At 73.1% G+C, this 12,243-nt stretch carries 9 protein-coding genes; 7 read left to right on the top strand and 2 right to left on the bottom strand.

The genetic code is table 11. From position 1 onward, the window contains the following. Window positions 1–38: 38 nt before the first annotated feature. Together OG766_RS11285 and OG766_RS11280 are read right to left on the bottom strand one after the other, a co-directional pair. Complete coding sequence (locus OG766_RS11285) at window positions 39–305, bottom strand: protealysin inhibitor emfourin (RefSeq protein WP_266374302.1); 267 nt, start codon at window positions 303–305, stop codon at window positions 39–41. Window positions 306–339: 34 nt separating this feature from the next. Then, window positions 340–1,392 (bottom strand): M4 family metallopeptidase, encoded by a 1,053-nt coding sequence (locus OG766_RS11280; RefSeq protein ID WP_266374304.1) that lies wholly within the window; start codon window positions 1,390–1,392, stop codon window positions 340–342. Window positions 1,393–1,696: 304 nt separating this feature from the next. On the opposite strand from OG766_RS11280, the gene leuA reads away from it, so the two are divergent. The 7 genes from leuA (at window position 1,697) to OG766_RS11245 (ending at window position 12,152) form a co-directional block, all read left to right on the top strand. Next, entirely contained in the window at window positions 1,697–3,460 is a 1,764-nt protein-coding gene (gene leuA, locus OG766_RS11275) for a 2-isopropylmalate synthase (RefSeq protein ID WP_266374305.1), read from the top strand. A 156-nt stretch (window positions 3,461–3,616) separates the two neighbouring features. Beyond that, window positions 3,617–4,336: a TerB family tellurite resistance protein gene (locus OG766_RS11270; protein WP_423247032.1), complete on the top strand. Its 720-nt coding sequence runs from the start codon at window positions 3,617–3,619 to the stop codon at window positions 4,334–4,336. Window positions 4,337–4,491: 155 nt separating this feature from the next. After that, on the top strand, window positions 4,492–6,567 hold the full coding sequence (locus OG766_RS11265) for an MMPL family transporter (RefSeq protein ID WP_266374306.1): 2,076 nt from the start codon (window positions 4,492–4,494) through the stop codon (window positions 6,565–6,567). Window positions 6,568–6,690: 123 nt separating this feature from the next. Further along, entirely contained in the window at window positions 6,691–7,926 is a 1,236-nt protein-coding gene (locus tag OG766_RS11260) for a sensor histidine kinase (protein ID WP_328725205.1), read from the top strand. Then, entirely contained in the window at window positions 7,923–8,597 is a 675-nt protein-coding gene (locus OG766_RS11255) for a response regulator transcription factor (RefSeq protein ID WP_266374309.1), read from the top strand. The genes OG766_RS11260 and OG766_RS11255 overlap by 4 nt, the downstream gene beginning before the upstream one ends. A 77-nt stretch (window positions 8,598–8,674) precedes the next feature. Next, window positions 8,675–9,676: a class A beta-lactamase gene (gene bla, locus OG766_RS11250; protein ID WP_266374311.1), complete on the top strand. Its 1,002-nt coding sequence runs from the start codon at window positions 8,675–8,677 to the stop codon at window positions 9,674–9,676. 250 nt (window positions 9,677–9,926) lie between these two features. Beyond that, on the top strand, window positions 9,927–12,152 hold the full coding sequence (locus OG766_RS11245; RefSeq protein WP_266374313.1) for a tetratricopeptide repeat protein: 2,226 nt from the start codon (window positions 9,927–9,929) through the stop codon (window positions 12,150–12,152). Window positions 12,153–12,243: the final 91 nt, after the last annotated feature.

Raw genomic sequence — 12,243 nt, 5'->3', positions numbered from 1 at the left:
CCCGGCGGCACCGCTGCGTCGCGGGTCCCGGCGGGCCGCTACGCGCCCTGCTTCAGCACCATCGAGATCAGCGTGCGCTGCTCCTCGGTGAGCCGTGGATCGGCGCAGTACACCGTCCTCCCGTCGACCGTCAGCTGGTACTGGAATCCGTCCGGCACCCCCACCGGGGGCGTGTCCCGGCCGCTCTTCACGGCCTGTTCGGCCAGGGCGTGCCACTCCTGGGCGTCGGGCCGGTCCGCGGTGTCCACCTCGGCGACCTTCTCGATGCCGGCGAATCCACCGGTGCGTCGTACGTGAATACGCATGCGTCCTGTCCAGCCCCTTCCGGGCCGATCCGCCTCAGCCGGTCGCCACGCCCACCTGGGACCAGGCCTTGACGACCGCCTCGTGCTCCGTGCCCTGACCGTAGCGGGCCGCCGCGGCCGTGACCGTCTCCTTGGCGAAGTCCGTGAACGACGCGTCGACCTGCAGGTTCCCCGAGGTCATCGTGTCGTACCAGATCTGCCCGGCCCGCTCCCACGCCTTGCCGCCGAGCTGGGTGGCGAGCAGGTGGAAGGCGTGGTTGGGGATGCCGGAGTTGATGTGGACGCCTCCGTTGTCCCGGCCGGTGCGGACGTAGTCGTCCATCGTCGCGGGCTGCGGGTCCTTGCCGAGCACATCGTCGTCGTACGCCGTGCCCGGTGCCTTCATCGACCGCAGCGCCACCCCGCTGACCCGGGGTGCGAGCAGCCCGGCGCCGATCAGCCAGTCGGCCTCGTCGGCGGTCTGGTCGAGGGTGTACTGCTTCACCAGTGAGCCGAAGACGTCGGAGACGGACTCGTTCAGGGCGCCCGGCTGGCCGAAGTAGGTGAGGTTCGCCGAGTACTGGGTGAAGCCGTGTGCCAGCTCGTGGGCGATGACGTCGACCGCCACGGTGAAGTCGAGGAAGATCTCCCCGTCCCCGTCGCCGAACACCATCTGCTCGCCGTTCCAGAAGGCGTTGCCGTAGTTCTCGTCGTAGTGGACGGTCGCGTCGAGCGGCAGCCCGCTGCCGTCGATCGAGTCGTGTCCGTACGCGGTCAGCAGGAGCTCGAACGTCGCGCCGAGGCCCGCGTACGCGCGGTTGACCGTGGCGTCCCGGACCGGCTCGCCGCCTTCGGAGCGCACCTTGGTGCCGGGCAGCACCGTCCTGTGCCGTGCGTCGTAGACGGTCCGCTGCGGCCCCTCCTCGACGGCCTGCGCGGGGGCGGGGGCGCCGACGACGGTGGTCAGCCGGCGGCCGGTGCGGTGGGCGGCGTCCGCGACCAGGGTGCGGCGGGCCGCGGCGGCGACGGCCGGATCACCGGCCCGGGCGAGCTTGTCGAGCAGGTGCGGAGGCACGATGCCGCAGAAGACGGGCATGAAGGAATCCATGTCTGGCAATGTGGCACCGAGTCATACGGCTGTCACTGGAAGCGACGATGATTAGGTAAATTGGGTGATCTGTCACATTTGACCGTTACTGATCGGTCATCCCGCATACTGAAACGGGACCGGCGCTCACGCCGAAGCTCAGCTAGGCTCGTCCGCATCATGCGTTTCGGGCTGCTTCTTCTTAGCTGCCGCGGCGAGGGCCTGTAGTCGTAGGCCGACCCCCTCCCCGCGGAGTCAGCTGCTGCTTCGACACAGAGCGACCCAGTCGGCCGTCCCCACAGAGGACCCCGAGGAGCCCTACGCAATGTCTCAGTCGCAGTGGATCGGCCGGCCCACGCCGATCACGAACACGACGCACACCCAGAAGCCGTCCGGCATGCCGGTCCACAAGTACGGCAGGTACGAGGCCGTGGACATCGCGGACCGCACCTGGCCCGAGAAGCGGATCACCAGTGCGCCGCGCTGGCTGTCCACCGACCTGCGTGACGGCAACCAGGCCCTCATCGACCCCATGTCGCCCGCCCGCAAGCGCGAGATGTTCGACCTGCTGGTCCGCATGGGCTACAAGGAGATCGAGGTCGGCTTCCCCTCCTCCGGCGACACGGACTTCGCCTTCGTCCGCTCGATCATCGAAGAGGGCGCGATCCCGGACGACGTGACCATCTCCGTGCTGACCCAGGCCCGTGAGGACCTGATCGAGCGGACCGTCGAGGCGATCGTCGGCGCCAAGCGCGCCACCGTGCACCTGTACAACGCGACGGCCCCGACATTCCGCCGCGTCGTCTTCCGCGGCTCCAAGGACGACATCAAGCAGATCGCCGTCGACGGCACCCGGCTGGTGATGGAGTACGCGGACAAACTGCTGGGCGAGGAGACGGTCTTCGGCTACCAGTACAGCCCGGAGATCTTCACCGACACCGAGCTGGACTTCGCCCTGGAGGTCTGCGAGGCCGTCTGTGACGTGTGGCAGCCCGGACCCGGCCGCGAGATCATCCTGAACCTGCCCGCCACCGTGGAGCGTTCGACGCCGTCCACCCACGCGGACCGCTTCGAGTGGATGGCCCGCAACCTGACCCGCCGCGAGTACGTCTGCCTGTCCGTGCACCCGCACAACGACCGCGGCACGGCCGTGGCCGCCGCCGAGCTGGCGATCATGGCGGGCGCCGACCGTATCGAGGGCTGCCTGTTCGGCCAGGGCGAGCGCACCGGCAACGTCGACCTGGTCACCCTGGGCATGAACCTGTTCTCCCAGGGCGTCGACCCGCAGATCGACTTCTCGCAGATCGACGAGATCCGTCGCACCAGCGAGTACTGCAACCAGATGGAGATCCACCCGCGCCACCCCTACGCGGGCGATCTGGTCTACACCTCCTTCTCCGGCTCCCACCAGGACGCCATCAAGAAGGGCTTCGACGCCATGGAGGCCGACGCGGCCGCCCAGGGCCGGACGGTCGACGACATCGAGTGGGCCGTCCCGTACCTGCCGATCGACCCCAAGGACGTCGGCCGCTCCTACGAGGCGGTCATCCGCGTCAACTCGCAGTCCGGCAAGGGCGGAATCGCCTACGTCCTGAAGAACGACCACAAGCTGGACCTGCCGCGCCGGATGCAGATCGAGTTCTCCCGCATCATTCAGGCCAAGACCGACGCCGAGGGCGGCGAGGTCACGCCGAAGGAGATCTGGTCGGTCTTCCGCGACGAGTACCTCCCCAACCCGGACAACGCGTGGGGCCGCATCCAGCTGCGTTCCGGCCAGACCACGTCCGACACCGACGGCACCGACACACTGACCGTCGAGGCGGTCGTCGACGGCAGCGACACCGTCCTGACCGGCTCCGGCAACGGACCGATCTCGGCCTTCTTCGACGCGCTGAACGCCATCGGCGTCGACGCCCGGCTGCTGGACTACCAGGAGCACACGATGAGCGAGGGCGCGTCCGCGCAGGCCGCCTCGTACATCGAGTGCGCCATCGACGGAAAGGTCCTGTGGGGCATCGGCATCGACGCCAACACCACTCGCGCCTCGCTGAAGGCGGTCATCTCGGCCGTCAACCGCGCCGCCCGCTGACGACCGCGCCGCCCGCGGCACCGAACCCCGCCCCTGCCGAGGGGCGGGGTTCGGCCATGTCCGGGTGATGTACCGCCGGGGTACTGACGTCACCTCACCGATGTGGCTAACATCACGTCAACGCGGCAATGGTGCCGAAGGCTACGGAGGTGCGAAGTGCGGCCAGTCCGAGGACAGAGCGGCCGAAAACCGCGCATCCACGGCCATCGTCGCCGTCGTGTCTTCGGTGTACGCACGTCATGGAGCACGATCGGTGACGGCGAGTTCTTCTGCCCCGACTGCGGAGGCGACCGCAACTACCGCCGCCGCACCGGCCGCCGCCGCTTCACCTTCCTCGGCGTCCCCGTCCTCCCGCGCGGCCACGCCGGCCCGGTCGTCGAATGCGCCGCCTGCCACACCCACTTCGGCACCGAGGCCCTCGACCACCCCACCACCGCCCGCTTCTCCGCGATGCTCCGCGACGCGGTGCACACGGTCGCCCTCGCCGTCCTCGCCGCCGGCGGCACCTCCTCCCGTACGGTCCGCCAGACCGCGGTCGCCACGGTCCGCGCCGCCGGGTTCAGCGACTGCACCGAGGACCAGTTGACCACGATGGTCGAGGCCCTCGCCGCCGACACCGGCCGCTTCATCACCGACGCCGGCCCGTGCGGCGCCGCCCTCGCCATCGAACTCCACGAGGCGCTGGAGCCGCTCACCCCCCATCTCGCCCCCGCAGGACGGGAGTCGATCCTGCTGCAGGGAGCGGGTATCGCGCTGGCCGACGGGCCCTACATCCCGGCGGAACGGGACGTACTGATCACGGTGGGGAACGCGCTGCGGCTGCGCGCCGACGACACGGCCCGGCTGCTGGCGGCGGCGCGTACGCCGTCGCCGTAGTACCGCCGCAGTACGCCGCTACTCCCCGGGGAGCAACGGCCCGCCACCACCCACCCCGGCAGTAGCGCACGACTCGCACCTCAGCGCGACGCTTCGCCCCTCCCGCGACGGGAGTCTGGATCCGTCCAGACCACCTCGCCGGAGGGAGGCCCGAGATGGGGGCCCCGACCACCACGCACGACGCGCCGCCGCCGCCCGCTCCCGGGACGGTGGAGCGCCGCCGCGGCCGCCCGGTGCTGCCCTGGGCCGTCCTCGCCCTGTGGATCGCGGTCCTCGCCGTCGCGGCACCCTTCGCGGGCAAGCTCGGCGACGTGCAGCGCGACAACATCGTGGACTACCTGCCGGCGGGCGCCGACTCCACCCAGGTCGCCAGGGTCCAGCAGGACCTGCCCGGCGGCGAGAGCACCCAACTCGTCCTCGTCTACCAGCGCGAGGGCGGCCTGACCGACGCCGACCGCAGGACCGCGCGGAACCAGGCCGCCAGGATCGCCGCGGCGCACGAACTGACGGCCGAACCCAGGGGCGTACCCGCGGCCGACGGCGCCACCCTGATGTTCCCCGTGTCCTCGACCGAGCCGGGCAACGACGAGAAGGCCCGGGCCGCGTTCGTCGAGGACGTACGGGCGCAGGTCTCCGGTGGTGCAGGACTGACCGTCGAGGTCGGCGGACCGAGCGCCCTGCAGACCGACATGGAGGACGTCTTCGAGACCATCGACGGCACCCTGATGATCGCGACCGTCCTCGTCGTCGCCGTCCTGCTGGTCCTCACCTACCGCAGCCCGTTCCTGTGGCTCGTCCCGCTGCTCGTCGTCGGCGCCGCCGCCGTCACCAGCCGGGCCGTCGTCCACGGACTCGTCCAGGGCTTCGGCCTCACCGTCACCAGCCAGAGCGGCGGCATCATGACCGTCCTCGTCTTCGGCGCGGGCACCGACTACGCGCTGCTGCTGGTCGCCCGCTACCGCGAGGAACTCCGGCGCGTCCCCCACCCCTACGACGCCATGCGCGCCGCGCTGCGCGGCTGCGGCCCCGCCGTCCTCGCCTCCTGCGGAACCGTCGTCGCGGGCCTGCTGTGCCTGCTCGCCGCCGACCTCAACAGCGCCCGCGGACTCGGTCCCGTCGGCGCGGTCGGTGTGGTGTGCGCGCTCGCCGCGATGCTGACGCTGCTGCCCGCCGTCCTCGTCCTCCTCGGCCGCCGGGTGTTCTGGCCGCTGATCCCTCGCCACGGGAGCGAGGCCACGCGGCGCCGCAGCCTGTTCGCCGTGATGGGCAGCTCCGCCGGCCGCCGCCCGGTCGCCGTCCTCGTCGCCGGCGCGGCGCTCCTCGGGGCACTCTCGCTCGGCGCGTTCAACCTGCCCGGCACCCTCAAGAACGAGGACGGCTTCACCGACCGTCCCGAGTCCGTCTCCGCCATGCAGAAGCTGGCCGGCGCCTTCCCCGACCGCAGCAGCCAGCCGATCAGCGTCGTCACACCCACCGGCACCGCCGACCGGGCACTCGCCGAGGCCCGCGCGACCGAGGGGGTGGCGACGGCCGAGCGCGGACGCAGCGCCGAAGGCTGGACGGAGCTGTCCGTCTTCGCCGAGGACGCGCCGGAGACCGCCGGCGAGACGGCGACGATCAAGGCCCTGCGGGCCGCACTGGACGGCGCGTACGTCGGCGGGACGAGCGCCCAGCAGCTCGATCTGGAGGACACCAACGCGCGTGACCGGATCGTCGTCGTCCCGCTGGTCCTCGCGGCCGTCCTGATCGTCCTCGTCGCCCTGCTGCGCAGCATCGTCGCCCCGCTGGTCCTCATCGTCGCGGTCGTCGCCGTCTGGGGCGCGGCCATGGGCCTCGGCGGGCTGGTCTTCGGGCCGCTCCTCGGGTTCGAGGGCTTCGACCCCAGCCTGCCGCTGCTGTCCTTCGTGTTCCTCGTCGCCCTCGGTGTCGACTACGGCATCTTCCTGATGCACCGGATGCGGGAGGAAGCCCTCGCCGGCGCGGACCCCACGGCCGCGGCCCTGACCGCGCTGCGGACGACGGGCGGCGTCATCGCCTCGGCCGGCCTCGTGCTCGCGGCCACCTTCGCCGTCCTGATGAACCTGCCCCTGGTCGCGCTCGTCGAGATGGGCTTCATCGTCGCCGTGGGCGTCCTGCTGGACACCTTCCTCGTACGGACCTATCTGGTGACGAGCGCGAGCCTGCTGCTCGGCCGCGCGGTGTGGTGGCCGGGAAGGCTGTCCCGCAAGTAGGGCCGTCCCGGAAGCAGAGCCGTCCCGGGAACGACGAACGCCTCCGGCGGGGGCCGTGCCCGCCCGCGCCGCCGCCCACCCCCGCCGGAGCCGCCCCCTGTCCCCATCCCGGAGGATGACCCCGTGGACCAGCACGAGAAGAGCACCCCACCGAGGCTCGGGTACCGCGTGCTCACCGCCGTCAGCCGTGACCCGCTCACCGCCCCGCACCGGCTCCGCAACGACGCCCTCATCGCCGCGGCCACCGGCGCCCTCGCCGTCGCGCTCGTGCCGGCCGTCCGCGACGGCCGGGCCCCCGACGCCCTCGGCTGGGCCCTCCTCGCCGGCAGCGTCGTGCCGCTGGCGTGGCGCCGCAGCCGTCCGCTGCTCGTCCTGTTCGCCGTGATCGCGTGCATCGTGCCGTACCACGCGCTCGACAACACCCATGCCGCACCCGTTCCCGGATCACTGCTGGCCCTCTACACCGTCGCCTCCACCGCCCGCCCCCGGCACACGTTCCTCGTCGGGACCGCGGTCATCGGCACCACCCTGACGGTGATGTTCGGCGTCGGCGCCCACGAGGGCCTGGAAGCGCTGCGCACCACCGGCTGGATCCTCGCCGTGCTGATCTTCGGCGTGGACGTCCGCGTCTACCGCCGCTACATCGCCTCCGTCGTCGAACGCGCCGAACGAGCGGAACGCACCCGTGAGGAGGAGGCCGCCCGCCGCGTCGCCGAGGAACGCCTCCGCATCGCACGCGACCTGCACGACCTCCTCGCCCACAGCATCACCGTCATCGGCGTGCGCATGTCCGTCGCCGCGCACATCCTCACCGTCGACCCGGAACGGCTCGACCGCGACGCCGTCGCCGCCGCGCTCGACGAGATCGCGGAGACCTGCCGTACCGCGCGCGGTGAACTGCGCGCCACACTCCAGGTGCTCCGGGCGAACGAGGACGGTGACGAGGACGAGGACCCGTCGCACGGTCCGCTGCCCGGACTGGACGCGCTGCCCGCGCTCGTACGGGCCGCCGGAGCCGAACTCGCCATGCCCGCCACGGACATCGGCGTCCCGCCCGCCACCGGCGCCGCCGTCTACCGCATCGTCCAGGAGTCCCTCACCAACGCCGTACGCCACGCGGGCCCGGGCGCGAACGTCACGGTCACCCTCGCACCGGACCCGGCCGGCGGCCGTCTCCTCGTCCGCGTCACCGACGACGGCAACGCGCCGGGCGGCACCGCCGGTTCGGGCTTCGGCGTACCCGGCATGCGGGAGCGTGCCCGCAGCGCGGGAGGCACACTGTCGGCGGGCCCGCGCGACGGAGGCGGGTTCGAGGTCGCGGCGGACCTGCCGCTCACCGCACGGGAGGCCCTGGCGTGACCGGCCCGATCCGCGTCCTGCTCGCCGACGACCAGAACCTCGTCCGCGCCTCGTTCGCCATGCTCGTCGACTCCGACCCCGGCATGGAGGTCGTCGGCCAGGCCGGGACCGGCCGCGAGGCCGTCGAACTCGCCCGCTCCGCACGGGCCGACGTCATCGTCATGGACATCCGCATGCCGGACCTCGACGGTATCGAGGCCACCCGCCTCGTCGCCGCCGACGACGACCTCGCCGGCGTCAAGGTCCTCGTCCTCACCACGTACGACACCGACGACCACATCCTGGAGGCCCTGCGCGCGGGCGCCTCCGGCTTCCTCGTGAAGGACATCAGACCGGCCGATCTGCTCGCCGCGATCCGGACCGTCGCCGCGGGCGAGGCCCTGCTCTCGCCGGGCCCCACCGCCCGTCTCATCGCCCGTGTCCTCGCCGCCCCGGCCACCCCGGCCGCCCTGGGGGCGGGCGGCCCGGACGGTCTGTCCGGACGGGAACGCCAGGTCCTCGCCCTGGTCGCCCGCGGTCTCGGCAACACGGAGATCGCCGAGTCCCTCGGCCTCAGCCCGCTCACCGCGAAGACCCACGTCAGCCGCATCATGGGCAAGCTCGGCGCCCGCGACAGGGCCCAGCTCGTCATCGTCGCCTACGAGTCCGGCCTGATCGTTCCCGGCGTGTAACCGATCGGGCCGCAGCCGCATCCTGAACAGTGACCAGGTCGTCGGAAGGAGAACGAATGGGGAAGGGGAACACACCCATGGAATCCGTACGAGCCCTCCGCGCACGGCGGACCCGTCGAGCGCTGCTGGCCGCCGGCGCCGGGGCGGCACTGGCCGTCGCGCTGCCTCCGGGCGCGACGGCGGCCCCGTCCGCGCGCGGCGACGACGCGGCTGCCCGGGCAGGCGCCTCCCGGCGGCAGGGCGAGGGGCGGACAGAGGGGCGGACCGAGGGGCTGAGCGAGCAGTTGAGCGAGCAGTTGTCCGCGCTCGAACGGGAGCACTCCGCCCGGCTCGGGGTGTTCGCGCGCAACCTGAGAACGGGCGCGACCGTGCTCCATCGCGCCGACGAACGCTTCCCGATGTGCTCGGTGTTCAAGACGCTCGCCGTCGCGGCCGTCCTGCGCGACCTCGACCGCGACGGCGAGTTCCTCGGCAAGCGCCTGCGGTACACCGCCGAGGAGACCGAGAAGTCGGGCTACGCCCCGATCACCGGCAGGAGCGAGAACCTCGCCCACGGCATGACCGTCGACGCACTGTGCGACGCCGCCATCCGCTACAGCGACAACGCCGCCGCCAACCTGCTGCTCCGCGAGCTCGGCGGCCCGAGGGCGATCACCCGCTTCTCCCGCTCGCTCGGCGACGGCGTGACCCGGCTCGACCGGTGGGAGCCCGAGCTGAACTCGGCCGAGCCGTGGCGCGTCGAGGACACCACCGACCCGCGTCATATCGCCGGTACGTACACGCGTCTCGTCCTCGGCGACGCTCTCGTACGGCGGGACCGGCAGCGGCTGACCGGATGGCTGCTGAACAACACGACCAGCGGGGCACGTTTCCGTGCCGGGCTCCCCAAGGACTGGACCCTCGCGGACAAGACCGGCGGCGGCTCGTACGGCACCAACAACGATGTGGGCATCGCCTGGACCCCGGACCGCGCGCCGATCGTGCTGGCCGTCCTGACGACCAAGCACGTCCCCGACGCTCCGGCGGACGACCCGCTCGTGGCCAGGACCGCCGAGCTGCTGGCGGCGGCACTGGCCTGACCTCCCGGCCCCCGGTCCCCGGTCCCGGCCGCTCTCCGGTCGCCCGGCCCCGGTCGTCCGGCCCCGCGCTCCGGGTCGCGGTCTTCGGGTCGCGGTCTTCGGGTCGCGGTCTTCGATCCCGGGCTGCCGATCGGGGTGCGCGGGCCCGGGGCGGGGGCAGAATGGGCGCACACGTACGGCGTGAGCGAGGACCAGGGCGCCGAGCGGGCGGGAAGGGCGAACGGGGAAGCGGGACCGGGACGGGGGAACTGTGCTGCGTACTCACGCGACTGCCGCGATGGTCACCGGATCGACGCTGCTGCCGGTGCTGCTCGCCGCCGCCGTCACCACGCTCGTCGCCGTACGGCAACGGCGCTCGAGGGCCCCGGCGGTGAGCGTGCCCGGCCCGTCGGGCCCGGAGCCCGAACCGTTCCGACTCCCCATGCCCATAGACGACTTCGCCGGCCGCCTCGCCGAGATCGACAGCCTTCTGCGTCTCGTCCACGAAGGCCGGCGCGCCATCGCCGTGACCGGCGCGCCCGGCCTCGGCAAGTCCACGCTCGCGATCCGTTTCGCGCACGAGTTGCGGCCCCTCTTCCCGGACGGCCAGGTGTACGCCGACCTCGGCGCAGGCTGCGGCGAACCGGCCGCGCCCGCCGCCGTACTGGCCCGCCTCCTCGGTGCCCTCGGCGCGCCCGCGGAGGAGCGCACCGGCGACCCCGCCGCCCTGGCCGCCCGCCTCCGCAGCCGCACCGCCGGCCGCCGCGTCCTGCTGCTCCTCGACGACGCCGCCGACGCCGCACAGGTCCGCCCGCTGCTTCCCGGCGGGGAGCACTGCCTCGCCCTGATCACCAGCCGAGACGCCCTCACCGGCCTTCCCGAAGCGATCCCGGTCCGCCTGGGCGCCCTCGCCGAGCCGGACGCGGCCGCCCTCCTCGCGAGCGTGGCCGGAGAGGACCGGACAGCCGCTCCGCAGGGCAACGCGGCTTCACCCGGGCGCAGTCGGGGCGGTGGCGGGCGGATCCCGGCCCCCGGACCGCACCGGGCCGACGCTCTCGTTCGCGCGTGTGGAGCGGTGCCCCTCGCCCTGCGCATCGCCGCCGCGGCAGGCGGCCGGCCGCACGAAGCGGCCGTCCGGATCGTCCGCGAACGCGCCCGCCTCGACGCGCTGCACATCGGTGACGTCGCCGTCCGCGCCGCCTTCGACACCGGCTTCGACGCGCTCGGCACCGCCGACCGCCATCTGCTGCGGAGCCTCGGCGCCCACCCCGGCGCCCGGTTCACCGCGCGCATCGCCGCCGCCGCCGCGGCCTGGGACCTGCCCGCCGCCCACACGGGACTCGAGCGCCTCACCGGTGCCCAACTCGTCCTCCCCGCAGGCCCGGACGGCTACCGCTTGCACGACCTGATCCGCCGGTTCGCCGCCGAACGCCTCGAACACGACACCGCTCCCGGCGACCGCCGCGCCGCCCTCGAACGCATCCTGGACGCGTACACCGACGACGCCTCCGACCCCGGCGCCCGCCCGTGGGGCTGCGCCGAACAGTCCACCGTTTCCCTCCTCGTACGGGCGGGCGTCCGCGAAGGCCTGCACCGCCCCGCCCGCCGGCTCGCCGTCGCCGCCGACCGCCGGCTGGGGGACCACCCCGGTCAGCTCCCGCGCATCGCCATGTGGGCCGCCGTCCTGGACGCCGCCCGCCGCTCCGGCGAACAGGGCTGGACGGCCGACGCCCTGCGCGGCCTGGGCGCCGCGTACGCGCACGAAGGACGGCTCGACCAGGCCGTGGACCATCTGCGGATGGCGCTCGCCGTACAGCGCCGCGCAGCCACCCGCGCGGAGCGGGCCGAACAGATCCGGACCCGCCGCCTCCTGGGCAGCGCCCTGCGCAGCGCGGGCCGATACGAGGAGGCGCTGCGGGAGTTGCGCACCGCCCTGGACGGCTGCCGCGAGGCGGGCGACACGACGGGCGAGGCGGAGGTCCTGTGCGGCCTCGGCGCGCTCCATCTCGACCGGCGCCGCCCCGACGAGGCGATCGACTGTCTGGAGCGGGCGCTGCCCCTGCTCGCCCAGCGCGGCGACGACCCCGGGTACGTCGCCGACGCCCGACGGCATCTCGGCTCGGCCTACGTCCAGGCCGGCAGTCTCGTCCCCGCCGAGCGCCATCTGCACTCCGCCCTCGCCGTCCACCGCACCCGGCCGCGCAACGACCGTGACGCGGTGGGGGAGGGGTGGACCCTGCGCGAGCTGGGCTTCCTGGAGGAGCACCGCGGCGCGTACGGAGCCGGTGCCGAACTGCACCACGCGGCCCTGGCCGCCTTCGAACGCGCGGGCCACGCCATGGGCGTGGCGGCCGCGGCGGAGGCGATCGGCGACAACCTGCTCGCACAGGGCGAGCAGGTGGGCGCCGACACGTGGTACCGGCGGGCGGCCGCGGTCCACACCGCACTCGGCGACCACGTCCGCGCGGCCGAGACACGGCGCAAGCTCACCACTTGATCAATCCCTCAACCATCCTTCTTCACAGGGGCGTTGAGGCTACGGCGATTGTGAACGGCCCGTGCGCGCGTGGCATGATGCCTCCGCTGTT

Source organism: Streptomyces sp. NBC_00259 (assembly GCF_036181745.1).
GTDB classification, from domain to species: Bacteria; Actinomycetota; Actinomycetes; order Streptomycetales; family Streptomycetaceae; genus Streptomyces; species Streptomyces pratisoli.
The sequence above is the reverse complement of the archived record's forward strand: the minus strand, read 5'-3'. Positions and strand labels throughout refer to the sequence as shown.

Coding starts and splice junctions, on each gene's coding strand:
- OG766_RS11285 (WP_266374302.1), bottom strand. CDS start 305: ATGCGTATTCACGTACGACGCACCGGTGGATTCGCCGGCATCGAGAAG.
- OG766_RS11280 (WP_266374304.1), bottom strand. CDS start 1,392: ATGGATTCCTTCATGCCCGTCTTCTGCGGCATCGTGCCTCCGCACCTG.
- leuA (WP_266374305.1), top strand. CDS start 1,697: ATGTCTCAGTCGCAGTGGATCGGCCGGCCCACGCCGATCACGAACACG.
- OG766_RS11265 (WP_266374306.1), top strand. CDS start 4,492: ATGGGGGCCCCGACCACCACGCACGACGCGCCGCCGCCGCCCGCTCCC.
- bla (WP_266374311.1), top strand. CDS start 8,675: ATGGAATCCGTACGAGCCCTCCGCGCACGGCGGACCCGTCGAGCGCTG.